The organism is Mycobacterium sp. 1274761.0, from assembly GCF_001668615.1.
Lineage (GTDB): Bacteria > Actinomycetota > Actinomycetes > Mycobacteriales > Mycobacteriaceae > Mycobacterium.
This window is the reverse complement of sequence record NZ_LZMC01000077.1, coordinates 1-25,272: the sequence shown is the minus strand read 5'-3', so window position 1 is coordinate 25,272 and position 25,272 is coordinate 1. Positions and strand designations below refer to the sequence as shown.

The following is a 25,272-nucleotide window of genomic DNA, read 5'->3' as shown; positions in this document are numbered from 1 at the left end:
ACGGCGGCCAATATCGCCGTGCAGGGTATCCGACTTGGGTCCGCAACTGGGCCTAAGATCAACGCGAAGGACAGCGCGCCCGCGCAGGCAGAGCCTAATCGTCCTGACGGCCAGGGGGCCGTCGTCCTTGCAGGTTACGACCAGGTTCCCCAGCAGACTCCCGGACCAGTTCCTCAGCGGCCGATCCGTGACGACGTCAACAATCCACTAAAGAACCCGACGCAAAACGTGCCGAATGCACCTCAGCCCGATAGTCCGATTCGTGACGATCATTCTCAACCAGTCGTCCATGATCCAAAGGAGGCCCCTCCGGGGCACTTACCGGATCAACGTCCCGTACGGATGGATGCAAACAATGCGCCCATCGACGCAACTGGGCCTGCACCCGTACCGCAGCAGGCTCCCAGTACCCCCATCGTGCCGCCGATGAGCACTCCGTCCCCCCTGTCGAGCGGTGGGATGAAGCCGCCGTCGATGCCCTCCATGCCGAGTACGGCAGGCGTGCCGAGCACCCCCAGCATGCCGAGCACCCCGAGCATGCCTTCGGCGCCAACCTCACCAGCCGGCGTGCCGACGCCCACAACCGCCGCCAACGATCTGTCCCAAGGCTTTGCGAAGGGCCTCGCCTCTGGCGGGCCGCCGCTGCCCCCGTCGGTTCCGACCTCACCCCAAACTCCGACCGCACCGCCCGCGGCTGCCAACGTCACCCCCGCTTCAGCTACTGCTCCGCCGCCCGCCGCGCAGACCACGCCCGTCGTCAGCCACTCAGCCCCTCCGCCGGCCGCCGCCCCGGCCCAGGGCACCCCCGCGCCGCTCATCGCCGGCACGCCACCGCCCGGAAACCTCGCGTCCTTTGGCTCCGACTTGCCCCGCGGCGGACCGCCGACCGCGCCTCCCCCGTCCACGCCCACCGTGTCCGCCAGTGGATCCGGCGGTGGCGCTTCCCTTCCTCCTGGCGCCGCCGCAGCGTCAGGCATCTCGTCCAGCGGCGTGCCGCCGAGTGTTCTCGCATCATCCGGCCTCGCCGCCACCGGCACCGGCGCGGCGATCGTCAGCTCCGAAACCAAAGACCAGCACCTCGACGATGCCATCGCACAGGCCTACCAACTGCTGCACGCCTCACGCAGGTACCCCGGCCTGCATTGGGGCGTCGGCATTTTCAAGGTCGCCACCGGCATCGAGACCGTCATCGTCAGCAACGACGGCGCCAGCTACATCCCGCCCGGCGTTTACGTACCCCGTTCTGCCCGAGTGCTTTTCGCCGATCCCGAACTCAGCCCCGGTTTCCAAGCCAAGTATTTCGGCTGGGTCAACCCGACCGCCACCATGGTCGCCTACGCCGCCGAACGCGCCGTCCTCGATCCCAATGTCGAGCTCTACGCCGTCGCAGCGACCACCGATCCCGGCGGCTCGTCCGTGCTGCCGGCCCGCCGCGCCGGCGTCCCGCACTACCAGGATTGCGACTCCACCCGCTCGCCGATCGACCCCGCGACGCCCGCACCGGAACTCGACGAATCCCGGCTGCATCGCCTCGCCGTCGTTTCCCCACAAACTTACGAACAACTCACTGAGGCCACGGTGCCCCCGACGGAACGCCAGTCGTTGGCCTGGGACGCCACCGCCGGTGCCGTCGCGACCGCCCTCGCCGGCGCCGAACCCCTCCACATCGAAGTGGCCCCCGTCATCCGGCAGATCCTCGGCGCCCTCGCCGCCGGCTCACCGATTTCCGAGGACCAGTGGGCCGCGCTCGCCGAGGTCCGGCTCTACGGCAAGTCGCTTTTCATGCGCCCAGGCTTCATCGAGGTCGAGCCGTCGGGGGACCCGAACACGACCCTGCTCTACCGCGCGCACCACAACCTGGACCGCGCCGTCGAGGCGCTCTCGCTGTGGCGTGGCGACAACCCCGACTATGCCGATATCGTTTATGCCACTGCGCAGGTCGCGAAGGAGGAGCAGCTGTGGCCAGTAAGAGCATAAAGCTCAATCCCGAAGAGACGCTCGCTCACGTCAACAAAATCGCCGCGACCATGGCCGAAGTCTCCGTGCCCGGACCGGTTCCACCGGTGACGCCGTCGGCAACCCCAATTGACCAAGCGCTCAACGCGGTGGCCGCGGCCGCCGCAGAGAAGGCCACCGCTTCCTCCGAAGCTCTCGCCATCCGCGGCACCGAACACAGCGCCGCGTCAACCCAGGCCATCGCCGCCATGCGGACCCAAGAAGACGAAAACACCACGACGGTCAACGAACTGCAGGCCGACATCCCCGACACCTACATCACTGAGGTCTAGAGCACACTTCAGCCGTCGGTATGGTGGGCCGATGCGCACACTGGTGACGGGGGCAGCCGGATTCATCGGGTCTACGCTGGTTGATCGCCTTCTCGCAGACGGGCACACCGTCGTTGGTCTCGACGACCTCAGCTCGGGAAATAGCATCAATCTCGGCCTGGCCGACCGCTCGTCGAACTTCGAATTCGTCAAGGCAGACATCGTCGACGCGGACCTCAACGGTCTGCTGTCGGATATCCGGCCCGAGGTGATTTTCCATCTCGCCGCACAGATCTCGGTAAGCCACTCGGTGGTGGATCCGCCGTTCGACGCCGCCGTGAACGTTGTGGGCACCGTGCGGCTCGCGGAGGCCGCGCGTCGCGCCGAGGTGCGCAAGATCGTGCACACGTCGTCGGGCGGATCGGTGTACGGCACTCCGCCGAGTTTTCCGACGAATGAGGACGCGCCAAGTAATCCCGCCTCGCCGTACGCGGCGAGCAAGGTGGCCGGCGAGGTCTACCTGAACACCTTCCGCAACCTTTATGGCCTCGAGTGCTCCCACATTGCGCCCGCGAATGTCTATGGACCACGCCAGGATCCGCACGGGGAGGCCGGCGTGGTCGCTATTTTTTCGCGCGCGCTTCTTGCCGGAAAACCGACGAAAATCTTCGGCGACGGCACCGACACCCGCGACTACGTCTTCGTCGACGACGTTGTCGACGCCTTCGTTCGGGCCGCCGGTGACCAGGGCGGCGGTCAACGCTTCAACATTGGCACCGGTGTGGAAACGTCGACACGACAACTACATTCGGCGATCGCAGCCGCCGCCGACACTCCCGACGAACCCGAGTTTCACCCGCCGAGGCTCGGTGACCTTCGCCGTTCGTGCCTCGACATCAGCCGGGCCGAACGGATCCTTGGGTGGACGCCTAAGGTCAAACTCGACGACGGTATCGCCAAGACGGTTGCGTTTTTCCGCGACGAGCGCGACGCTTAGCCCCGCTCGTAACACTAGCCGGGACAGGCAGCGTCGGTCATAACGTCAGCCTGAGAGCGTCGCGACGCCTATATATGCGCGACGGCGCTCTCAGCGTGACATTGTGTGCATCTTCATTCCGCGGAGATCCATCCGCGACGCCTAGTCCGCGTCGGGGACGCGCACTCCCTGCAGGGCGACGGCCCTGGCCAGCCGGGCGTAGCGTAGCTCCAGGTCCTTGAACCGCATATAGGTGCTGAGCGTCGTGAACACGAACGCGATGATCAGCGTGTAACCGATCAGGTCGGCACCGCGATCCACCCCAAGCCAATTCGCGACGACGGTGGTGTCGTTGGGCCGCAGAATCGCATAGATCGCCGCAATGACGAACAGCACACCGCCAACCTTCACCCACGCCTTCGTCCGCGCGCTCGTCCGCGACCGCAGCAGGTACACCAACAGCGTCACAATCGACAGGATCAGCAAGGCCTGAATCCAATTCATCGCGACAACCTTCCTCGCAGCAGCCCGTCGAACACAATGTTCACACCGTTGAGCAACGGCTGGCCTTTGGACTTCGAATAGTCGGTGTAGAGAATCTCGACGGGCTGTTCGGCCACCCGCCAATGGTTTTCGACCGCAAGCGCGATGAATTCACTGGCATGGCTCATTCCGCTCATCGTGAGGTTGAGCCCGTCGGCGACCTTCTTGTTGAAGACCCGCAGCCCGTTGTGCGCATCGGTCAGCCCCAACACCCGGCTGCTCGGGCTCAACAACGCCGCCGCGCGCAGAATGATCCGCTTCAGCAGCGGCGGCTTGCTCGCCGACGTGTCGGCGAACCGCGTGCCGACCACCATGTCGACGTCCTCGGCGGTCAGCCGATCGATCATCGCGACGACGTCCTTCAACCGATGCTGCCCATCCGCGTCGAAGGTGGCGAACACCTGCGCGCCCGGCTGACTGCGCGCGTACTCGATGCCGGTCTGAATCGCGGCCCCCTGGCCCAGATTCACCGGATGCGAGATCACATGAGCGCCCGCGCGAAACGCACGGTCTGCCGTGTCGTCCTTGCTGCCGTCGTCTACGCAGACGACGTGGTCGAAAACCGAGCGAATGTCGGTGATCACGTCGCCGATGACGCTCGCCTCGTTATAGGCGGGTACGACGATCCAAACATCTCGGTAGCGCATGTCGATGGCCCCAAAATACACGCTCAGCGTGCTGATCCTCGGGCAAGCGCTACCAGGTGCACCGCAATTCCCACCAACGGCCCGCACAGCAGCGCAATCACCGTCCTGGTCTCCAAACCGACGGGCAGCAACAGCAACAGCATCGACGCCACCGTCGCACCGATCCACCCGACCGCGTATGCGCGGTGCAGCGCGGCTGCCACCGCCGCCGCACCGGTCAACGTCAGCAGCGCCATCACGATCGCCGCCGCGGTCAGCCACGCCAGCAGCTCGCCGCCCGCGCGGTACTGCGGACCGAACGCGACCCGCAGCAGCCAGGGCCCGAACAAGCCGGCGGCCGCCACCCCCACCGCGCCTAACGCCGCAACCACCGAAGCGGGTGCCACCAGCGCGCGCAGCCGGTCCGTGCGTTCGTCGACGAAATGTGCGATGAGATTGCCCTGCATCGCGGTCAACGGCACCAGCAGCGGCGCTCGCGTCAACGTGACCGCGAGGATCACCACACCGCCCGCCGCTCCGAGGTCACCAGAGGTCGCCTTCAGCAGCACCGGAAAGCCCATCACGAGAATCGCGCTGGCACCGGCCGCGGCGATCGAATGCGCCGCGCCGCGCAGGAAGGTCGACGTGCTACCGGGCGTCATCAGCGCGGCCGCCGCACGCGTGGCCGGCGAAAAGATCAGCAGCAGCAGCCACGCCACCGCTCCAGCCACCGTCGCCCACAGGTAACCGACCAGTCCCCAGCTGACGACGAACGTCGCCACAGCGACCGTCATCCGGATTCCGGCATCGGTCACCATCAGCGTCCCGTACTGCGTCCACCGCCCGACTCCGGCCAACATTCCCAGCAGCGTCGCGTGCAGACAGAACCCCGCAAGGCCGACGCTCAACAGCGCGACGCTCAGCCACCGCGACTCCGCAAACACGTGGCCTGACCACAGCGGCGAACTCGCCGCGATCACCAGCGCTGCGACCACACCGACCATCGCCGCCACCCGCATCGGGCGGGTGCGTGGCCCCGCTAGCACGTCGACGTAACCGACCGCCCGCACCTCGCGGGTCGCCTCCTGCAGCAGGCCGTTGGCCGCGCCGGTGACCAACCCGAACGCACCCCAGAAAACGCTGAACACCGAGAACCCGGCCGGTTCGAGATCGCGCGCCGCGAGGTAGAGCACCGCGTACCCGCACACCGCTGTCAGCACGGTTGCGATGCCGACCCGTGCGACGCTGCCGCGAGCGACCGGGCCGGTGGGGGTGGCCGCGTCGGTCACAGCGGTGGCACGTCCTTGGAATACAGCCAGCCGTCCCACAGCGGTCGCAGCGAAACATCGGCGTAGTTCGCCGCCAGACCGGTGAAGTCGTCTGTCACCGCGGTCGAATGGCGATGCCGCGCCGTCCAATCACGAAGCAACGCAAAGAAGTTGTCGTCGCCGATGACACCGCGCAACGCATGCAGGGTCAACGCCCCCCGCTTGTACACCTTGTCGTCGAACATGTCGCGCGGACCGGGATCGGACAGCAGCAGATCCTTCGGCGAGTCGACGAGGCGCCGATGGTAGTGGCGTGCCCATTCGTCGGCGCTGCGGCCACCGGCCTCCTCCGACCACAGCCATTCGGCGTAGCACGCGAACCCCTCATGCAGCCAGATGTCGCGCCACCGCCTGGCCGTCACCGAGTTGCCGAACCACTGGTGGGCCAATTCGTGGGCGATCAATCGCTCCGACCGGCGGCTGCCATTGCAATGGTTGGCGCCGAAGATCGAAATGCCCTGCGCCTCAAGCGGTATTTCCAGCTCGTCGTCGGTGACGACGACGGTGTAGCCGCTCGACAGTGGATACTGGCCGAACCGCTTGACGAACAGCTTCATCATCTGCGGCTGTCTGCCGAAGTCGTGGTCGAAGTTGCGCTTCAGCCGGGCCGGCAGTGCGGCCTGCATGTGCACCGGCGACTTGTGCAGCCGGTGCACGTCGTACATGCCGATCTGCAGCGTGATCAGATATGTCGATGTCGGCTCCGCCAACTCGTATGTCCACGTCGTCATCGCCGCGCGTGTGCGCTGAGATACCAACTCGCCATTGGCGACCGCGCGGTACGGGTTCTCGGTGCTGATCTGGATCCGGTAACTGGCCTTCGAGCTCGGATGGTCGTCGCAGGGAAACCACGTGGCCGCACCATTAGGTTGCCCGGCGACCAGAGCCCCCTCGCTGAGCTCCTCGAAACCGACGTCACCCCATAGCGTCTGGGCGGGACGCGGGTTGCCGCCGTAGCGGATGCGGATCGTCATAGCCGCGCCGGCGGGCAGCGTCGACGGCAGCGCGATGTGCAATTTGCCGTCCGAACAGCTGTACCCGGCGGGCCGTTGCCCGTTCACCGACACCTTCGTCACCGACAGCGCATCGGACAGGTCGAGCGTGAAGGTGCGTAACTCGGCCAGCGTGGCGGCGGTGATCGTCGCCACCCCGGTCAGCCGGTTGGCCGCCACTTTGTATTCCAGATCGAGTTCGTAACGCGACACCCGGTAGCCGAAATTGCCGGTGTGCGGCAGATACGGGTCGATGATCACGCGGCCGTTTCCTCGGGCGCCTCGTCGGCCGGGTCATTGCGCTTCTTGCGGAACAGGTTCCACGGCGCGATCGGGTTGCCCTGCCAGCGCGTCGACGGCGGCACCTCATCACCGCGCATCACCAACGAGGCGGGGCCGACGGTCGACCCGGCGCCCAGTCGTGCCGCGGGCAGCGCCACGCAGTGGGGTCCTAGCGTCGACCCCTCTTCCAGGACGACGGTGTCCATCCGCATCACCCGGTCGTGGAACAGGTGCGTCTGCACCACGCATCCGCGGTTGACGGTGGCGCCGTCACCCAGCGTGACCAGATCCGCCTCGGGCAGCCAATAGGATTCGCACCAGACGCCGCGGCCGATCTTCGCGCCGAGTGCTCGCAGCCACAGGTTCATCACCGGCGTACCGGTGGCGGCCCGAGCGAACCACGGCGCAGCGACCGTCTCGACGAAGGTGTCGGCGACCTCGTTGCGCCAGACGAACGGCGACCACAACGGGTGTTCGACGGCCTGGATGCGGCCTACTACAACCCATTTCGCAATCACCGCTACCGCGCCCGCCACCCCACCCGCTGCCAACAGCACCACTCCGCTGCCCAGTGCGGTCCACCGGTAGCCGAACTCGATGACCAATGCCTGCAGCGCCAAGAGCACGGCCACACCGATCGCGAACGTGACGATCAACGGCACCAGCCGACACGTCTCGACGAAGCCGCGCATGACCTTCAGTCGGGTGGGCGGATGGAACGTGCGCAACGCGTCGGCAGCGGTCGGCTTGCGGCGCAACCGCATCGGCGGGCTGCCCAACCACGACGAACCCGCCTTCGACTTGTGCGGCGCCGCCGACAACACCGCGACGAGGCCGTCGTCGGGAACCTTGCGGCCGGGCTGGGTGATGCCCGAGTTGCCGAGGAACGCCCGTTTCCCGATCGTCGCCTTGGCGACGTGGATCCAGCCGCCACCGAGTTCGTAGGACGCCACCATCGTGTCGTCGGCCAGGAACGCGCTGTCCTCGATGACGGTGAACTTCGGCGTCAGCAGCGCAGTCGAGATCTCGGTGCCGCGGCCGACTTTCGCGCCAAGCACACGCAGCCACATCGGCGTCAGCAGGCTGGCGTACACCGGAAACAGATACGTGCGGGCGGCGTCCATCAGCCGTTCCGTCGCCCAGATCTGCCAGCCCACGCGGCTGCGGACCGGGTGATAGCCCTCCCGCAGCCACAGCGACAACAATCGGACGCCAAACGCCGTCAGCGCCGCGTACACCAGCAGTGCCACTACCGTCGCCGCCGGCGTCCACAGCGCGGCGGGCACCAGAGCATCGGTCAGCGAGGATGCATCGCGCACGCCCCACCCGATGACTGCCAGCCCGCAGGCGAGCGCGGCAACGGGCAACGCGCTCAGCAGCATTGATGTCACTCCGTACACCGCAACCCACAACGGTGCCCGGCCGGGACGCTCCTGCGGCCATGGATGTCGGGCCTTGCCCGACTTCACCGCGGGCGAACCCTTCCAATACTGCCCCTTCTTCACCCGGCCCGCCACGCCGGAACCCGGTGCGACATCGGCGTTCTTGCCGACGACGGCACCGGGCAGCAGCGTCGTGCGCGCGCCGATCGTGGCGTCGTTGCCGATGGTGATGGTGCCGACGTGGAAGTGGTCACCGTCGATCCAGTGCCCCGACAGGTCCACTTCGGGTTCGATCGAACTGCGGTGGCCCAACGTGAGCATGCCGGTCACCGGCGGTGCTGAATGCAGATCGACGCCCTTGCCGACCGAGTTCCCAAGCGCCCGTGCGTAATACACGAGCCACGGTGCCCCGGCCAGGTTTTCCGCGCCGCTGGCGGTGGCGAGACGCTCGGCAAGCCAGACCCGCATGTGCTCCGCGCCGCCGCGGCGGTAAGTGCCCGGCTTCAGAAAGCCGATCAGCATCCTGGCGCACAGCGCCGCGATGCTCATCCGACCCACCGGCGTGACGAACAGGAGGAACCCGGCCAGCACCCACCCCCAGTCGACGGGCACAAGCCACGTCGCCGGGCTCAGCGCCGCGCCGACATTGTTGAGCACCGCCAGCCACACCGCCCACTGCAGCCCCGCCAAGGTGGCCAGCGGCAGCGACATCACTACTTGAAAGACCTGCGCTGTCAATGGCATTGGCCGCACCACGCGCTCCTCGGCCGGTGGCGGCGCACCGAGCTCGTCGAGGAAGCCGGCCAGTGAGCCCAACCGCGGATGGTCATACAGGTCAGCCACGGTGACCTGCGGATAGCGCTGCCGGAGCGCGGCAACCAGCTGCGCCGCCGACAGCGAGCCACCGCCGAGCGCGAAGAAGTCGGCCTCGGGACCGTCGAGGGGTGCGGCCAGTACGTCGCGCCACAATCCGGCGAGCCAGCCCTTGGTGCCGCCGAGGTCGGGCGCCTCGTCGCCGGGTTCGCCGGGCAACGGCCACGGCAACGCGTCGCGGTCCACCTTCCCGGATGTGCGGGTCGGCAGCTCGTCGACACGCACCAGCCGCGGCACGAGCGCGGCTGGCAACGACTCGGCCAGCACCCTCCGCGCGGCCGCCAGGTCGAACGACGGGTCCGGGCAGCAGATGTAGCCGACGAGCAGGGGAGTGCCGCTGGTGGTTTTCCGAACCGCCGCGGCACCGCCGCTCACACCGGGCAAGTTCACCAGCGCGGCATCGACTTCGCCCAGCTCGATGCGACGGCCGCCCACCTTGACCTGGTCGTCGGCCCGACCGCAGAAGACCAGCCCCTCGTGTTCCAGGCGCACCAGATCACCGCTGCGGTACGCGCGGTTCCAGCCCAGCGTCGGCATCGGCGCGTACTTCTCAGCGTCCTTCTCCGGGTCCAGGTAGCGGGCCAGACCGACCCCGCCGATCACCAGTTCGCCCGTGCCGCCCATCTGCACCGGCATGCCGTCCTTGTCGACGACGGCCAGGTCCCAGCCCGGCAACGGCAACCCGATGCTGACCGATTTGATGCCGTCGAGCCTTGCCGCGCACGCGACGACCGTGGCCTCGGTGGGCCCGTAGGTGTTCCAGATCTCGCGTCCCGCGGCGTCGGGCCCCGTGGTTAGCCGCGACGCGAGCTCGGGCGGACACGCCTCGCCGCCGAAGATCAGCAGCCGCACCGCCTCTAACGCTTCGGCCGGCCACAGCGCGGCCAACGTGGGCACCGTCGATACCACCGTGATGTCCTTCGACACCAGCCACGGCCCCAGATCCATGCCGCTACGCACCAGGGCGCGGGGCGCCGGGACCAGGCAGGCGCCGTTTCGCCACGCCAGCCACATCTCCTCGCACGACGCGTCGAACGCCACCGAAAGCCCGGCGAGTACGCGGTCACCCGGCCCAATCGGATTGTCCTGCACGAACATTTGCGCTTCGGCGTCGACGAACGCCGCGGCGCTGCGATGCGTGACCGCCACCCCTTTGGGCGTTCCGGTCGATCCGGAGGTGAAGATGATCCACGCATCGTCGCGGCCCAGCGGCGACGCGGCGCGCCACCCGCGGGACGAGCCGGCGCCGCGGACGAGGCCGCGCTCGGTGATCACGCCAACGACGTTGGCCTCCCCGAACACCAGCTCCGCGCGCTCGTCTGGGTCGTCGGCGTCCACCGGCACATATGCCGCGCCGGTGGCCAGCGTCGCCAGAATCGCCACGTACAGGGCGTAGCTGCCCGACGGCATGCGGATGCCGATGCGGTCGCCGCGGCCGATGCCGCGCGCCGCCAGCCATCCCACGCTGTCCTTGATGTCGGTGATCAGCTCGCTGTAGGTCAGCTGCACGGAACCGTCGTCGATGGCGGGCGCATCGGGATACCGCGTGGCGGTGTCGTAGAGGATGTCGATCAGCGTCCGCGGCTCCGGTGCGTACGGCGACAGCAGGTACTGCGCAGGTATCTCCGGCACAAAAGCCCCAGTCACGCCTACAACGTACTAAGCGCGTGTTGGATTCTCGCTGAGCCCAACCGTTGTCGCGTCGTGACCATGTCCGTAGCGTGTCGGCGTGACGAGTGCACATGATCGACGGCTGCGGCTTTTCTTGGCAGACCCGACTGGCGACAACTGGCGCGAGCTGACCTCAGGTGACACGACGGCCGTGCGGCTGACGGCGCCTGACCTGCAACAGGCCAGACGGGCCAGGCGGCGGATCACCGATGACGTCGCGGTGATCCTCGACGTCACCGTCGCGGTCGCCGCCGACTTCCGCTCCGCCCGCGACGCGATGCCCGATACCGACGACGGCACCTTGCACTATGCGGGCACCATCGATGGGCTGGCCGGGTTGGTGGCCGACATATTCTTGGCCGAGGTGGCCGACGGGGTGACGATCATTCCGGCATCACCGCAACAGGACATGGGCAAGCTCGCCGACGCGGCGCTGGACCGCATTGCCCGCCGCCTCCCTCTGGCCGGCGCGGCCTAACCGGTCATCGACTCGTAAATCAGCCTGGCGTACCGCGCTGTTCGTTCGTTACCGAGAGTGCCCTGGCCCATCCTGTTCATGACGTACGTTGCCGTGACGCCTCGGTCGGGGTTCATCAACACCACCGAGCCGCCCCACCCGCCCCAGAAACAGACCCTCTCTTCGGCAGGCACGAACGGCACAACCTCGGGTGTGGCCAGGCCGTAGCCGATACCCATTTTGAGCGGAGCGGCCAACACCAGATCCGGTCCATGCGACTGCACGTCGAAGATCCGGTCGATGATCGCGGGCGACAACAGCTCGATGCCATTTGCCTTGCCACCCAACGAAACCGGCGACAGCATCCGCGCCAGCGAGCGCGCGTTGCCGTGCCCGTTGACGGCACCGAGGTCCGCCTCGCGCCAGGCAGCGGTGTGGGCGATGGTCGCTTCGGGCGCCGGATTAGTCAGCGTCTTGCGCATCGGGCTGCCTTGCGGAAGCGCATCGAACGGGATGTCGAAGGGCGGCGGCGGAATGAGGTCCGCGATCCGGCCGGCGTCCTCCGGTGTGGCGCCGATCTGAAAGTCGGCCCCCAGTGGTCGCGCGATCTCGTCGCGCACGAAATCCTTCAACGACGTGCCCGCTGTGCGACGCACCAACTCGCCGATCAGAAAGCCGAAGTTGAGCGCCTGATAACCCGATGCGGAGCCCGGTGGCCACCACGGCGCCTGCGCGGCCAGCAACGACGTGGCCTTATCCCAGTCGAAGAGGTCGTCGACGGTCATCGGCTCCTGCCACCCGGCCACGCCGGAGGTGTGCGACAGCAGGTGACGCACTCGTACTTCGTCCTTGCCGTTGGCGGCGAACTCGGGCCAGTACTGGGCGACCGGCGCATCGAGATCCAGCAGCCCGCGGTCGGCGAGCATCAGGGCGGCCAGGCTCGTCACCGTCTTGGTCGACGACCAGACGTTGACGATGGTGTCTTCACTCCACGGCACCGTTTTGGCGGCGTCGCGGTGGCCGCCCCAGATGTCGACGACGCACTCGCCGTCGATGTCGACCGCGATTGCGGCGCCCACCTCTGCGCCGCTGGCGAGTTCTTCGCCGAGCGCCTCGGCGACCCTCTCGAAATCGACGTCGCAGTGTCCGTGCACGAGAGGAGTCATGCGGTGGAATCTACGCCGGGCGAATCACCAGTTGTCGTAGCCGCCTTCGGGGCCCAGCATGCGTTCCAGCCTGGTGCGGTTGATCTTGGCCAACTCGTTGCGGATCACTTTGCGCTCGGTGTCGACGTCGTGGTGCATGCGGTCGGCGATCGCGGCCAGCACGTCCTGAGCGCAGTAGCCGTTGATGAACATGACGAACCCGAACCCGAAGTGGTCCAGATAGTGCTTCGACGCGGCGGCCAGCTCGCTCATCACCTCAGGCCGCTCGTCGCAGATCGCGCACTGCTCGGCCGCCGACTTCTCGCTGCCGGGGCGGCGCCCGACGTCGGGATAGGCCTGCAGGATCGAGTCGATGGACGCCTCGGACAGCCCGAACAACAGCTCGTCGGCCTGCCTGTACAGCGCCTCACGGTCGGGGTACGGCCGTCCGCGAGCGATGTCGGCGGCCAGCGGCACGCTGTAGCAGCACTCGTAGAGGGCGTGCACAGCGCGGCGTATCGGCATGTCGTTGAAGACGTCCAATCCGATGCCCTGATGCAGCAACACAGACTCATGATGCGAGCGCCAGAGCACACCGGCGTTACGCCGTGTTACAGCAAGGAAAACTTACGGCCGCGTCAGTGGCCCTGCGCTTTGAAGCGTTCGATCGAGCGGGTGACTTCCGCTTCGGCGTCCTCGCGGCCGGCCCAGTCGGCGGCCTTCACGTACTTGCCCGGCTCGAGGTCCTTGTAGTGCACGAAGAAGTGCTTGATCGCGTCGAGCTCGAACTGCGGCACGTCACCCACGTCCTTGATGTGGTCCCACCGCCCGTCGCCCGCTGGTACACAGAGCACCTTGTCGTCGCCGCCGGCCTCGTCGGTCATCTGGAACATCGCCACCGGCCGCGCCTCGACGATGCATCCGGGAAACACCGACTCAGGCAGCAGCACCAGCGCGTCGAGCGGATCGCCGTCCTCGCCGAGGGTGTTCTCGATGAAGCCGTAGTCGGTCGGATAACCGAAGGCCGTGTAGAGATAGCGGTCCAGCTTGACCCGACCGGAATCATGGTCGACCTCGTACTTGTTGCGCGAGCCCTTCGGGATCTCGATGACAACGTCAAACTCCACCGTCGCGGCTCCTTGCCTGCTCGGTCTGTTGGGGACGCAGCAACCCTAGACGAAACTCCGAATACCATTTCCACTCACTGCCCCTGAGGGAGGTGCGACGGGCACACCCGCCGCGGCTGAGGTCGATTTCCTGCCAGCGGATACCCTGCTGGAGCAGGTTGAAGTCAGGAGAAGCATGCGTCCCACCCAGTGGCGACGGTCCACCCACATCGTGATCGGGGTGTCCGTGGTGCTGCTGGTCGTCGCGGTGGTGGTCACGGCGGCGTTGCTTCGCGGCGGCAAGCCCAGCGACGCCAGCGCCATCCCGCCGGACCCGCCGCTGGCCACCGCCGACCCCGACATCAAGCCAGTGTCGGACTCTGCGGGCAAACCCACCCCCGACAAGCTGGCCGCAGCCCTGGCGGCGGCGCTGGCCGATCCGAACCTCGGCAACTTCACCGGCAGGATCACCGACGCGGCCACCGGCGAACAGCTGTGGGCCCAGCGCGCCGACGTGCCGATGCAGCCGGCATCGGTGACCAAGGTGCTCACCACCGCGGCCGCGTTGCACGGCCTCGACCGCGACGCCCGGCTCACCACCACGGTGCTGGCCTCCGACCACCGGCCCGGCGTGGTCGTGCTCAAAGGTGGCGGCGACCCGACACTGTCGGCGGCGCCCACGGGACAGGCCACGTGGTACCGCGACGCGGCCCGCATCAGTGATCTGGCCGATCAGGTGCTGCGCAGCGGCACGAAGGTGACGTCGGTGGCCGTCGACATCAGCGCGTTCAGCGGGCCGACGATGGCGCCCGGATGGGATCCGCTCGACATCGACGGCGGCGACATGGCCCCGATGGAGGCGGTCATGCTCGACGGCGGCCGCACACAGCCGGTCAGCGTTGACTCAGCGCGGTCGAGGACACCCGCGCTCGACGCCGGCCGCGCGCTGGCCACCGCGCTGCGGGTCGACCCGGCCACCGTCACGGTGATGTCGACCGCGTTCGACGGTGATGAGATCGGGTCGGTCCAATCACCGCCGCTGATTGAGCGCCTTCGCGAGATGATGAACAACTCCGACAATGTGATGGCGGAGTCGATCGGCCGGGAAGTGGCTGCCGCACACGGAAAGCCGCAGAGCTTCGACGACGCGGTGCGAGCAGTCCTCGACGAGCTGAACGACGCCCACATCGACACCGGCGGATCGCACCTGATGGACTGCAGCGGGCTGTCGGTCGACGACCGGCTCACCGCCGAGACTCTTGATGAAACGGTCAATGCCGCAGCGGGTCCCGATCAGCCTAAGCTGCGGCCACTGGTGGACCTGTTGCCCATCGCCGGCGGCAGCGGCACCTTGTCGAACCGCTTCCTCGACACCGACGCCGGCCGCGCATCGACCGGATGGCTGCGGGCCAAGACCGGGTCGCTGACGGGCACCAATTCGTTGGTCGGCTTCGTCACCGATGCCAGCGGTCGGGTGCTGACGTTCGCGCTGCTGTCGAACATCGCGGGGCCCACCGGGCGTACCGCCATCGACGCGTTCGCCGCGACCCTGCGATCGTGCGGATGCGGATCATGAGCCCCACCAAGGTGACGGTGGGCCGGGCCGTCGACTGGGGTTTCGCCGCCACCGTCGGCGCGAAACTGGCCAAGCCGGGGCCGGCGGCCACCGACTACACCAGACGCCAGGTGATCGACCAATTGTCCAGCGCGGCACTGCGTGCCGAGATGCCCGTGCGCGATGTGACCGGGCTCAACGAGGGCGCCGAGGTGCCCGAGGCCCGCATCATCGATCGAGCCGAATGGATCCGGGCCGCGTCGCAGTCGATGCGGACGATGACGGGCGGCGACAATGGTGACAAGCCGCACTTCATCACCGGCCGCATCACCGGCGCGCAGACCGGTGCGGTGCTGGCGTTCATCTCCTCGGGCATCCTCGGCCAGTACGACCCGTTCGCAGAGAACGGCGGCGAACTGCTTCTGGTGTATCCCAACGTGATTGCCGTCGAGCGGCAGCTGCGGGTGTCGCCCGCCGACTTCCGGCTCTGGGTATGCCTGCACGAGGTCACCCACCGGGTGCAGTTCCGCGCCAACCCATGGCTGGCCGACCACATGTCCAACGCGCTCGCGGTGCTCACCGAGGAGAGCGGCGAGGACGTCACCGAGGTGATCAACAGGCTGGCCGCATTTGTCCGCGACCGCCGTGACGGGGTTGCAGCCGACCCCAATTCGGCCGGTGTGCTCGGTCTACTGCGCGCCGTGCAGTCCGAGCCGCAGCAGCGCGCGCTGGATCAGCTGTTGGTGCTCGGCACATTGCTGGAAGGCCACGCCGATCACGTGATGGACGCCGTAGGCCCCGCGGTTGTGCCGTCGGTGGGCACCATCCGGCGACGGTTCGACGAGCGGCGCAGCCGCAAACAGCCTCCGCTGCAACGGTTGTTGCGTGCGTTGCTAGGCATCGACGCGAAGATGAGCCAGTACACACGCGGCAAGGCATTCGTCGACCATGTCGTCGAGAAGGTGGGCATGCCCCGGTTCAACGCCATCTGGTCCGGACCCGAAAACCTGCCGCTGCCAACAGAAATCGAAGAGCCGCAGCGATGGATCGATCGGGTGCTGTAGCGACGTTGCGCACCGCGGTGGCGTCCTTCGCCCGCCGCTACGCCGGTGCCGACGAGCGCTGGTGCGTCGCGCTGTCAGGTGGGCCCGACTCGCTTGCCTTGACGGCGGTGGCGGCCGAACTCAAGCCGACGACAGCCCTGATCGTCGACCATCGGTTGCAGCCGGGATCACAGCGCGTTGCCGCCACCGCCAAAGAGCAGGCGATGACGCTGGGATGCGTTGAGGCGCAGGTGGTTTGTGTCGAGGTCGGATCATCGGGCGGTCCGGAGGCCGCCGCTCGCTCCGCGCGTTACCTGGCGCTGGACGAGGCGCGAGCAGGTGCGCCGGTGCTGCTCGGCCACACCCTCGACGACCAGGCCGAGACGGTGCTACTCGGCCTCGGCCGCGGGTCCGGTGCCCGCTCGATCGCGGGAATGCGCCCGCATGATCCGCCGTGGTGTCGTCCGCTGCTCGATGTGCGGCGCCTGGTCACCCTCCAAGCGTGCGAGGAGTTGGGCCTGCACCCGTGGCGCGACCCGCACAACGCCGACCGCCGCTACACCCGCGTCCGGCTGCGGACAGAGGTGCTGCCGCTGCTCGAAGACGTGCTCGGTGGCGGCGTCGCCGAGGCGCTCGCCCGCACCGCGACAGCGCTTCGTGAGGACAGCGACACGCTCGACGAACTCGCGCAATCGGCGCTGGTTGCCTGTGGCGGGGAAGGGCTTCTCGCCACACAGCTGGCGGCGCTCCCCGACGCGATCCGCCGCCGGGTGATTCGCGGCTGGCTGCTGGCCGGTGGAGCCAGCGACCTCACCGACAAACAGATCCGCGCCGTCGACGCCCTGGTCACCGACTGGCGCGGCCAGGGCGGGGTGGCCGTCGGCTCCCCGCTGCGCAACGAGCGGCTGTTCGCGGGACGCCGCGCCGGTGAATTGGTGATGTACCGCGAACCGGTCAGGGGTTAGGACGAGCTCACGTTGGTCGAGGGCGGGCACACGTGGCACGCTGTGGAAGTGCCATCTGAGGAGCTGTATCCGGGCGACATCAAGTCGGTGTTGCTCTCCGAAGATCAGGTCAAGACGCGCGTCGCCGAGCTGGGCGCTGCACTGGGCGCTGACTACCGCGACACCATCGCCGCCAGCAACCAAGACCTGTTGCTGGTCACCGTGCTGAAAGGCGCGGTCTTCTTCGTCACCGACCTGGCCAGGGCGATCCCGCTGCCGACGCAGCTGGAGTTCATGGCTGTCAGCTCCTACGGCTCCTCGACGTCATCGTCGGGCGTGGTGCGCATCCTCAAAGACCTCGACCGCGACATCAACGACCGCGACGTGCTGATCGTGGAAGACATCGTCGACTCCGGGCTGACACTGTCGTGGCTGCTGCGCAACCTCGCCACACGGGGCCCGCGATCGCTGCGGGTGTGCACCTTGTTGCGTAAACCCGACGCCGTGCGCGACGACGTCGACATCGCCTACGTCGGCTTCGACATCCCCAACGAGTTCGTCGTCGGCTATGGGCTGGACTACGCCGAGCGCTATCGCGATCTGCCTTACATCGGCACGCTCGACCCCAAGGTGTACGAGGAGTACTGACGCGAAACGATATTCCAGCACCGAAAGTGCGAGAGAACACGTGCTGGAATTCCGTTTCGCGGGATAGGTGAGTGAGATGACTGCGACCGCGCTACGCATCTGCCCGTTGTGCGAGGCCACCTGTGGCCTGACGCTGACGATCGCCGACGGCCGGTTGACCGGGGCGCGTGGCGACCGCGATGACGTCTTCAGCGCCGGTTTCATCTGCCCGAAGGGCGCGAGCTTCGCCGAACTCGACAACGATCCCGACCGGCTGACGCGGCCGTTGGTGCGGCGCGACGGTGTGCTGACCGGGACGACGTGGGACGACGCGTTCGCCGTCGTCGCGGAGCGACTCGGCGACGTGATCGGCGAGCACGGCGGCGGGTCGGTCGGCGTATATCTGGGCAACCCGAGCGCGCACACCGTCGCCGGCAGCCTGTACCCACCGCTGATCATCCGCGGCCTCGGCACCCGTCAGGTGTTCTCGGCCAGCACCCTGGACCAGATGCCCAAACATGTGGCGCTCGGCTACATGTTCGGCAGCCCCGTCGCCTTCACGGTGCCCGACCTGGACCGCACCGACTATCTGGTGATCATTGGCGCGAATCCCCTTGTCTCCAATGGCAGCCTGGCCACCGCGGCCGACTTCCCGGGCAAGCTGAGGGCGCTACGCCAACGCGGCGGCAGGCTCACCGTGATCGACCCCGCCCGCACCCGCACGGCCGAGTTCGCCGACCGTCACATCGCCCCGCGGCCAGGCACCGACGCCGCCCTGCTGCTCGCGGTGGTGCACGTCCTCTTCGAAGAAGGGCTGACCACAACAAATCTCACCGAGTTGGTGAACGGCGTCGACGACGTTCACGACCTCGCCGACGGGTTCTCCCCGCAGCGCGTCAGCGAGCACTGCGGTGTACCCGCCGACGACATCCGCGTGCTGGCCCGCGAGTTGGCTGCTGCGCCGACGGCCGCGGTTTACGGCCGAATCGGTACGTCGACAGTCGAATTCGGCACGTTGGCCAGTTGGCTGGTCGACGTCATCAACGTTCTCACCGGCAATCTCGACCGGCCAGGCGGGGCGATGTTCCCGCTCGGCGCGACGGCACCCGCGCCCAGGCCGCCGAAGCCGGGCCGCGGCTTTCGTACGGGACGCTGGCACAGCCGCGTATCCGGGCATCCCGAGGTGTTGTCCGAAATGCCTGCCGCTGCACTGGCCGAGGAGATCGACACCCCGGGCGACGGCCGAATCAGGGCGATGATCACGATCGCCGGTAACCCCGTGTTGTCTGCGCCCGACGGCAATCGGCTTGACGGCGCTCTCGATGCCCTCGAGTTCATGGTGAGCGTCGACCCCTACCTCAACGAGACCACCCGCCACGCCGATGTCATCCTCCCACCGCCGCCACCGTCGCAGAGCCCGCATTTCGACTTCGCCCTCAACAACCTCGCCGTGCGCAACAACGTCCGCTACTCGCCGCCGGTGTTGCCGCTCGACGGCCGCCCCGACGAGGCCGAAATCCTGTCCCGCGTCGCGCTGATCCTCTACGGCCTCGGCGTCGACGCCGATCCGTCGTTGGTCGACGAACAAGTCATCGCGACGACGCTGGCGAAGGAATCCGCCGACGACCATTCGCCGGTGGCAGGCCGACCCGTCGATGAGTTGATCGCGATGCTGCCCCCGGGCCGGGGCTACGAACGCCGTCTCGACATGATGCTGCGACTCGGCGCCTACGGCGACGCGTTCGGCGCACGGCCCGACGGTCTGACCCTGACTCGCCTCAAGGCGGCACCGCACGGCATCGACCTCGGGCCGTTGCAGCCGCGGCTGCCCGAAGTGCTTCGAACACCAAGCGGCAGAATCGAACTCGCGCCGGAGCCGTTCATCTCCGACGCCCAGCGGCTGCGGGACTCGCTCGGTGAGACGGCTCCGGCATTCGTCCTGATCGGCCGACGCCACCTGCGGTCGAACAACAGTTGGATGCACAACGTGGCCGCCCTGTCCGGTGGAACCAACAGGTGCACGTTGCAGATACATCCCGACCACGCCGCCGAACTCGGACTGGCCGACACCGCGAAGGTCAAGGGTCCCGGCGGTGAAGTGCTGGCCCCGGTCGAGCCGATGCCTGGGATGCGCCGAGGCGTGGTGTCGCTACCGCACGGCTGGGGTCACGACCGCGGCGGCACGGGGCAACGGCTGGCGGCCGGCCAGCCCGGGGTCAACGTCAACCAGCTCAATGACGGCGCCACACTGGACCCGCTGTCGGGCACGGCGGTACTCAACGGCATCCCGGTCGACATCGCTGCCGCGGACTAGGTCAACTCCCAGATCACCGTGACCGAGAAGCTGACGGTCTGCTGGCCCGGCTGCACCGGTACGGCCTCCATCGCCGCGCGAGGCATCGGCGTCGGGATCGGGGTCGGCGGGGTGGTGCCCGACGACTCGGAGATCGAAATGACCTTGCCCAACGTGAGTCCCGCCAGCTGCGCGTACTGCTCGGCGCGATCCTTGGCGTCGTCGAAGGCGCGGGTGCGCGCATCCTTGACCAGTTGCGAATCGTCGTCGATGGCGTAGCTGACGGAGCTGATGCGGGTCGCGTCGCCGCCGGTGGTGCCTATCAGCCCAAGCGTCTGCGACGCGTTGTTCAGATTGCGGATCTTGACCGTGATCGAATTGCTCGCCTGGTAGGCGACGATCGCCGAATTGTCGCCGCCGCCGTACTGAGGTTGCAGGGTCACGTTGGTCGTGGCGATGTCGTTGCGGTCGATACCCGAGTTCACCAGTGCGTCGATCACCGCCTGCATCCGCTCGCTGGTCTGGTTCATGGCCGTCGTGACATCCGGCGCGCTGGCCTCGATCGAGACGTTGGCGTTCAACGTGTCCGGCCTGCCCTGCACCTCGCCGGATCCCACGACGGTGACCTGGCGGGTGTTTGGGTCGGCGGTCGGAACAAGAGAGGGTCCCGACTTCGATGTGGCGTCGCACGCCGACAAGGCCGCGACGGCCAACCCCGCCGCAACGAAGACGATCAAACGGTTCGCAAGTTTCGCTGTCGCTGCGATCGGCATGCCTGGCACCCTACCGTCAGGGCTTCACCAAGATCTTGCACTGCGTGTCGGGGTGAGCGAGGTCGTCGAATGCGCCACCGACGCCGTCGAGGCCGACTTCGCCGGTGATCAGCGGCGCGACATCGATCTCACCCTCGGCGATGGCGCGCAGCGATTCGGCGAACTCCCCTGCGTCGTAGGCGTTGACGAATTGAACGCTGATCTCCTTGGCGATGCCGAACAGCGGCAGTATCGGATCCGGTTGCATGCACACCCCGGCGATGACGATCCGGGTGCCCATGGGTGCCCGCCGCATCACGTCGTTGATGATTCCCGGTGTGCCGACGGCCTCGAACACGAGCGAAGGCTTGACACTGTCGAACGGCGACGCCTGCGCCGGGTCCAGCACCTGTTGGGCACCCATCGTCAATGCCAATTCCCGGCGTGTGGATGAATAGTCAGCCGCCGCAATACTTTCCACGCCTTTGCGGCGAAGCGAAGCGACGATCGCGAGACCGATGGGCCCGCAGCCGACCACCAGGGCGGTGTCTTTGGGCTCGATCGAAGACTTATTGACCGCGTGCAGGCCGACCGCCGTTGGCTCGGTCAGCGCCGCGTGCCCCGGGTCGAGGCCGTTGGGAATCTTGAGCAGCAGCGGGGCGGACAACAGCATCCGTTCCGCGAAACCGCCGAGTGTGGTGTTGCTCGTCAGAATCGGATCAAAACCTTTCGGCGACAACAAGACCGGCAGCGAGGTCACCATGGTTCCTGCAGGCGGTGCGTCGGTATCGGGCCCCGCCTCCAGTACCTCGGCGCTGTACTCGTGTCCCATGAACACGTCTTGGGTGAGATCGACCTGCAGGCCGCCTTCGATCGGCATGCCGCTCATCTCGCGGGTCAGCCGGACCATCTGCTCACCGTGGGTTGCGAAGTGCAGGTCCGAGCCGCAGATCCCGCACGCCTTGACGGCCACGAGCACCTGCCCGCTTTCGGGTACCGGTTCGGCGACATCGTCGCGCAGGACCATCCGGCCGTCGCGCAGCACCGACGCCCGCATTACGACCCCTCGACTTCGCGGAGGAACGCCAGAAGGATTCGGTTGACGTCGTCGGGCCGCTCCTGCTGCACCCAGTGGCCTGCGCCGTCGATCCATTGTTCGGTGTACGGCCCGACGACGACTTCCCTCGCGCGGGCGGGGTTCATCGTCGGTCCGATCGGATCGGCGGTGCCGCTGACGAACAGCGCCGGCACGGTGATCTGCGTGTCGGCCAGCTGCGGCGTCGATTCCCAATTGCGGTCGTAGTTGCGGTACCAGTTCAGCGCACCCGTGAAACCGGTCTCGGTGAATGCCCTTACGTAGTGGTCGAACTCCTCGTCGCTGATCCAGTCGGGCAGCGGCGCGTCGCCGCCGATCAGCCCGGCGAACATGCCCCGCATGGTGGCGGCGACGTCGGCTTCGAGCTCGGCGTCGGCCAGGCCTGGTTGCTGGAAGCGCAGCATGTAGAAGTCTTCGCCGAATTTCTCCCGCCAGCGTTGCGTGGGACGGGATCGGGCGCGGGGGATGGGCGGCACGGACAGGCCCGCGGCCGCGCGGACGCGGTCGGGATGCAGGAGCGCGGTATGCCACACGACCATCGCGCCCCAATCGTGGCCGATGAACACGGCCTGCCGCACGCCGACGTCGTCGAGGAGGGCGACGAGGTCGCCGGTGAGAGCGTGGATGTCGTAGTCCTCGACGGCGTCGGGTTTGCTGGAGCCGCCGTAGCCGCGTTGGTCGGGGGCGATGACGTGATAGCCGGCGTCGGCGAGGACTGGGATCTGGTGTCGCCACGAGTAGGCCAGCTCAGGGAAGCCGTGGGCCAGCACCACCACGGGTGCTTCGCGATCGCCGGCCTCGACCACCCGCAACTGCACGCCGTTGACGTCGACCATCCGCTCGGTCGTGGTGAGCACGACGTCAGCCAAGCACGACTGTGCGGTTTCGGAGGCCAGAGGGTTGGTTTTCCTCCGAAACCGCACAGTCGAGGCGATCACTCGTGGAGGTCGCGCAGCACCAGACGGTGCGGCCGATCTGGAGCGCGGCGAGCATGCGGGCCAGCGAACGGCGGCGGGAAACCGTCGGGAACCGCTGGACGTTGGTCTAGCGGTAGCCTTGACTATTCGAGCTGCATGTATGGAAGGACGTCGCCCAGAGGGCTGAAAGCTGCATGAACCGAAAAAATGTGATCCGCACGCTCACCATCATCGCGGTGGTGCTGCTGCTGGGCTGGTCGTTCTTCTACTTCAGTGACAACACCCGCGGCTACAAGCCCGTCGACACGTCGGTGGCGATGTCCCAGATCAACGCCGGCAACGTCAAGAGCGCGCAGATCGACGACCGCGAGCAGCAGGTGCGTCTGGAGCTGAAAAGCGGCAACGACGACACCCAGAACAGCGACAAGATCATCACCAAGTACCCGACCGGGTTCGGGGTTGACCTGTTCAACGCGCTGCAGGCCAAGAACGCCAAGGTCAACACGGTCGTCAACCAGGGCAACATCTTCGGCTCGCTGCTGATCTACCTACTGCCCCTGCTGCTGCTGGTCGGCCTGTTCGTGATGTTCTCCCGCATGCAGACCGGCGGCCGGATGGGCTTTGGGTTCGGCAAGTCGCGCGCCAAGCAGCTCTCCAAAGACATGCCGAAGACGACGTTCGCCGACGTCGCCGGCGTCGACGAGGCGGTCGAAGAGCTCTACGAGATCAAGGACTTCCTGCAGAACCCCAGCCGCTACCAGGCCCTGGGCGCCAAGATCCCCAAGGGCGTGCTGCTCTACGGCCCGCCGGGCACCGGTAAGACGCTGTTGGCCCGCGCCGTCGCAGGCGAGGCCGGTGTGCCGTTCTTCACGATTTCCGGCTCCGACTTCGTCGAGATGTTCGTCGGCGTCGGTGCTTCCCGCGTCCGCGACCTTTTCGAACAGGCCAAGCAGAACAGCCCCTGCATCATCTTCGTCGACGAGATCGACGCCGTCGGTCGTCAGCGCGGTGCCGGGCTCGGTGGTGGCCACGACGAACGCGAGCAGACCCTCAACCAGCTGCTGGTCGAGATGGACGGCTTCGGCGACCGCGCAGGCGTGATTCTGATCGCGGCAACCAACCGGCCCGACATCCTCGATCCGGCCCTGCTGCGGCCGGGCCGCTTCGACCGCCAGATCCCGGTGTCCAACCCCGATCTGGCCGGCCGCCGCGCGGTCCTGCGGGTGCACTCGCAGGGCAAGCCCATCGCCGAGAACGCCGACCTCGACGGCCTCGCCAAGCGGACGGTCGGCATGTCCGGCGCCGACCTGGCCAACGTCATCAACGAGGCCGCGCTGCTGACCGCCCGCGAGAACGGCACCGTGATCACCGGCCCCGCGCTCGAGGAGGCCGTCGACCGCGTCGTCGGCGGACCGCGCCGCAAGAGCCGCATCATCAGCGAGCAGGAGAAGAAGATCACCGCCTACCACGAGGGCGGTCATACGCTGGCGGCGTGGGCGATGCCCGACATCGAGCCGATCTACAAGGTGACGATCCTGGCCCGCGGACGCACCGGCGGCCACGCCGTCGCGGTCCCCGAAGACGACAAGGGCCTGATGACCCGCTCGGAGATGATCGCCCGGCTGGTGTTCGCGATGGGCGGCCGTGCCGCCGAGGAGCTCGTGTTCCGCGAGCCGACGACCGGCGCCGTCTCAGACATCGAGCAGGCCACCAAGATCGCCCGCGCAATGGTCACCGAGTACGGCATGAGCTCCAAGCTCGGCGCCGTGCGCTACGGCACCGAACACGGCGACCCGTTCCTCGGCCGCACGATGGGCACGCAGGCCGACTACTCGCACGAGGTCGCGCAGATCATCGACGACGAGGTGCGCAAGCTCATCGAGGCCGCCCACACCGAGGCGTGGGAGGTGCTCACCGAATACCGCGACGTGCTCGACACGTTGGCCGGTGAGCTGCTGGAGAAGGAGACGCTGCACCGCGCCGAGCTCGAGGCCATCTTCTCTGACGTGAAGAAGCGGCCGCGGTTGACGATGTTCGACGATTTCGGTGGGCGCATCCCGTCCGACAAGCCGCCGATCAAGACGCCGGGCGAGCTGGCGATCGAACGCGGTGAGGAATGGCCGAAGCCAGTGCCGGAGCCCGCCTTCAAGGCCGCGATCGCCCAGGCGACGAAAGCCGCGGAGGCAGCGCGCCCCAACGGCTCGAATGGCGCAGGTACCAACGGAACTCCGAACGGCCCCACCCAACCCGATTACGGCGCACCCGCTGGCTGGCACGCGCCGGGTTGGCCGCCGCAGTCCCCGCAGGGTCAGTATCAGCCGCAGGGCCACGCCGTGGAATGCCACCAGGTGGTGCTCGCAGGTGGAGTACAACGGGATCTGCTTCACCAGCACCAGT

The 25,272-nt window shown here is 67.4% G+C and carries 22 protein-coding genes; 10 read left to right on the top strand and 12 right to left on the bottom strand.

Features of this window, described 5'->3' with window-relative positions:
* Window positions 1-326 precede the first annotated feature (326 nt).
* Window positions 327-977: a hypothetical protein gene (locus A5651_RS16720; protein WP_156663000.1), complete on the bottom strand. Its 651-nt coding sequence runs from the start codon at window positions 975-977 to the stop codon at window positions 327-329.
* Window positions 978-990: 13 nt separating this feature from the next.
* Here A5651_RS16720 and A5651_RS16715 point away from each other — a divergent pair, with 13 nt between their 5' ends.
* Genes A5651_RS16715 through A5651_RS16705 form a run of 3 tightly spaced genes read left to right on the top strand, consistent with a single transcriptional unit; the run spans window position 991 to window position 3,264 of the window.
* Window positions 991-1,977 carry a hypothetical protein gene (locus A5651_RS16715; protein ID WP_066983085.1) on the top strand — a complete coding sequence of 329 codons (987 nt, stop codon included), beginning with the start codon at window positions 991-993 and terminating at the stop codon, window positions 1,975-1,977.
* Window positions 1,959-2,288: a hypothetical protein gene (locus A5651_RS16710; RefSeq protein WP_066983082.1), complete on the top strand. Its 330-nt coding sequence runs from the start codon at window positions 1,959-1,961 to the stop codon at window positions 2,286-2,288. The genes A5651_RS16715 and A5651_RS16710 overlap by 19 nt, the downstream gene beginning before the upstream one ends.
* Window positions 2,289-2,319: 31 nt before the next feature.
* Window positions 2,320-3,264 carry a GDP-mannose 4,6-dehydratase gene (locus A5651_RS16705; protein ID WP_066983079.1) on the top strand — a complete coding sequence of 315 codons (945 nt, stop codon included), beginning with the start codon at window positions 2,320-2,322 and terminating at the stop codon, window positions 3,262-3,264.
* Between the two features lie 141 nt (window positions 3,265-3,405).
* On the opposite strand, the gene A5651_RS16700 is transcribed toward A5651_RS16705, so the two are convergent.
* Genes A5651_RS16700 through A5651_RS16680 form a run of 5 tightly spaced genes read right to left on the bottom strand, consistent with a single transcriptional unit; the run spans window position 3,406 to window position 10,916 of the window.
* On the bottom strand, window positions 3,406-3,747 hold the full coding sequence (locus A5651_RS16700) for a DUF2304 domain-containing protein (RefSeq protein ID WP_066983076.1): 342 nt from the start codon (window positions 3,745-3,747) through the stop codon (window positions 3,406-3,408).
* Entirely contained in the window at window positions 3,744-4,433 is a 690-nt protein-coding gene (locus A5651_RS16695) for a glycosyltransferase family 2 protein (protein WP_066983073.1), read from the bottom strand. Before A5651_RS16695 ends, A5651_RS16700 begins: the two co-directional genes overlap by 4 nt.
* A 23-nt stretch (window positions 4,434-4,456) precedes the next feature.
* Window positions 4,457-5,731, bottom strand: coding sequence for a hypothetical protein (locus A5651_RS16690; RefSeq protein ID WP_231988721.1), 1,275 nt, complete (start codon window positions 5,729-5,731; stop codon window positions 4,457-4,459).
* Window positions 5,698-6,993 carry a M1 family metallopeptidase gene (locus tag A5651_RS16685; RefSeq protein WP_066983067.1) on the bottom strand — a complete coding sequence of 432 codons (1,296 nt, stop codon included), beginning with the start codon at window positions 6,991-6,993 and terminating at the stop codon, window positions 5,698-5,700. Before A5651_RS16685 ends, A5651_RS16690 begins: the two co-directional genes overlap by 34 nt.
* A complete protein-coding gene (locus tag A5651_RS16680) occupies window positions 6,990-10,916 on the bottom strand; it encodes a Pls/PosA family non-ribosomal peptide synthetase (protein ID WP_066983064.1) in 3,927 nt (1,308 codons plus the stop codon). The genes A5651_RS16685 and A5651_RS16680 overlap by 4 nt, the downstream gene beginning before the upstream one ends.
* 82 nt (window positions 10,917-10,998) lie before the next feature.
* Between A5651_RS16680 and A5651_RS16675 the strand changes: the two genes are divergently transcribed.
* Complete coding sequence (locus tag A5651_RS16675; protein ID WP_231988720.1) at window positions 10,999-11,418, top strand: hypothetical protein; 420 nt, start codon at window positions 10,999-11,001, stop codon at window positions 11,416-11,418.
* Here A5651_RS16675 and A5651_RS16670 read toward each other — a convergent pair.
* From A5651_RS16670 to A5651_RS16660, 3 genes are all read right to left on the bottom strand, one after another.
* Window positions 11,415-12,563 carry a serine hydrolase domain-containing protein gene (locus A5651_RS16670; protein WP_066983061.1) on the bottom strand — a complete coding sequence of 383 codons (1,149 nt, stop codon included), beginning with the start codon at window positions 12,561-12,563 and terminating at the stop codon, window positions 11,415-11,417. The two genes, A5651_RS16675 and A5651_RS16670, sit on opposite strands and share 4 nt — an antisense overlap.
* A 24-nt stretch (window positions 12,564-12,587) precedes the next feature.
* Window positions 12,588-13,109: a 2-oxo-4-hydroxy-4-carboxy-5-ureidoimidazoline decarboxylase gene (locus tag A5651_RS16665; protein WP_066983100.1), complete on the bottom strand. Its 522-nt coding sequence runs from the start codon at window positions 13,107-13,109 to the stop codon at window positions 12,588-12,590.
* Window positions 13,110-13,180: 71 nt separating this feature from the next.
* Complete coding sequence (locus A5651_RS16660) at window positions 13,181-13,669, bottom strand: inorganic diphosphatase (RefSeq protein ID WP_066983058.1); 489 nt, start codon at window positions 13,667-13,669, stop codon at window positions 13,181-13,183.
* Between the two features lie 175 nt (window positions 13,670-13,844).
* On the opposite strand from A5651_RS16660, the gene dacB reads away from it, so the two are divergent.
* From dacB to A5651_RS16635, 5 genes are all read left to right on the top strand, one after another.
* The gene (gene dacB / locus A5651_RS16655) at window positions 13,845-15,224 is read left to right on the top strand and encodes a D-alanyl-D-alanine carboxypeptidase/D-alanyl-D-alanine-endopeptidase (RefSeq protein WP_066983055.1); all 1,380 of its coding nucleotides are present in this window, start codon (window positions 13,845-13,847) and stop codon (window positions 15,222-15,224) included.
* Window positions 15,212-16,267: a zinc-dependent metalloprotease gene (locus A5651_RS16650; RefSeq protein ID WP_066983052.1), complete on the top strand. Its 1,056-nt coding sequence runs from the start codon at window positions 15,212-15,214 to the stop codon at window positions 16,265-16,267. The genes dacB and A5651_RS16650 overlap by 13 nt, the downstream gene beginning before the upstream one ends.
* A complete protein-coding gene (gene tilS / locus A5651_RS16645; protein WP_066983049.1) occupies window positions 16,246-17,211 on the top strand; it encodes a tRNA lysidine(34) synthetase TilS in 966 nt (321 codons plus the stop codon). Before A5651_RS16650 ends, tilS begins: the two co-directional genes overlap by 22 nt.
* 12 nt (window positions 17,212-17,223) lie before the next feature.
* Window positions 17,224-17,838, top strand: a complete 615-nt coding sequence (gene hpt / locus A5651_RS16640) for a hypoxanthine phosphoribosyltransferase (RefSeq protein WP_082943812.1) — start codon at window positions 17,224-17,226, stop codon at window positions 17,836-17,838.
* Between the two features lie 76 nt (window positions 17,839-17,914).
* Window positions 17,915-20,131: a molybdopterin-dependent oxidoreductase gene (locus tag A5651_RS16635; RefSeq protein WP_066983045.1), complete on the top strand. Its 2,217-nt coding sequence runs from the start codon at window positions 17,915-17,917 to the stop codon at window positions 20,129-20,131.
* Here the strand turns inward: A5651_RS16635 and A5651_RS16630 are convergent.
* From A5651_RS16630 to A5651_RS16620, 3 genes are read right to left on the bottom strand one after another with little or no spacing between them, the layout of a single operon-like run.
* Window positions 20,128-20,883, bottom strand: a complete 756-nt coding sequence (locus A5651_RS16630) for an SIMPL domain-containing protein (RefSeq protein WP_066983042.1) — start codon at window positions 20,881-20,883, stop codon at window positions 20,128-20,130. The two genes, A5651_RS16635 and A5651_RS16630, sit on opposite strands and share 4 nt — an antisense overlap.
* Before the next feature lie 16 nt (window positions 20,884-20,899).
* A complete protein-coding gene (locus tag A5651_RS16625; protein ID WP_066983039.1) occupies window positions 20,900-21,919 on the bottom strand; it encodes a zinc-binding dehydrogenase in 1,020 nt (339 codons plus the stop codon).
* The gene (locus A5651_RS16620; RefSeq protein ID WP_066983097.1) at window positions 21,919-22,815 is read right to left on the bottom strand and encodes an alpha/beta fold hydrolase; all 897 of its coding nucleotides are present in this window, start codon (window positions 22,813-22,815) and stop codon (window positions 21,919-21,921) included. Before A5651_RS16620 ends, A5651_RS16625 begins: the two co-directional genes overlap by 1 nt.
* 254 nt (window positions 22,816-23,069) lie before the next feature.
* Between A5651_RS16620 and ftsH the strand changes: the two genes are divergently transcribed.
* Window positions 23,070-25,272, top strand: a 2,203-nt coding sequence (gene ftsH, locus A5651_RS16615; protein WP_369803963.1) for an ATP-dependent zinc metalloprotease FtsH, incomplete at its 3' end; no start/stop codon positions are given.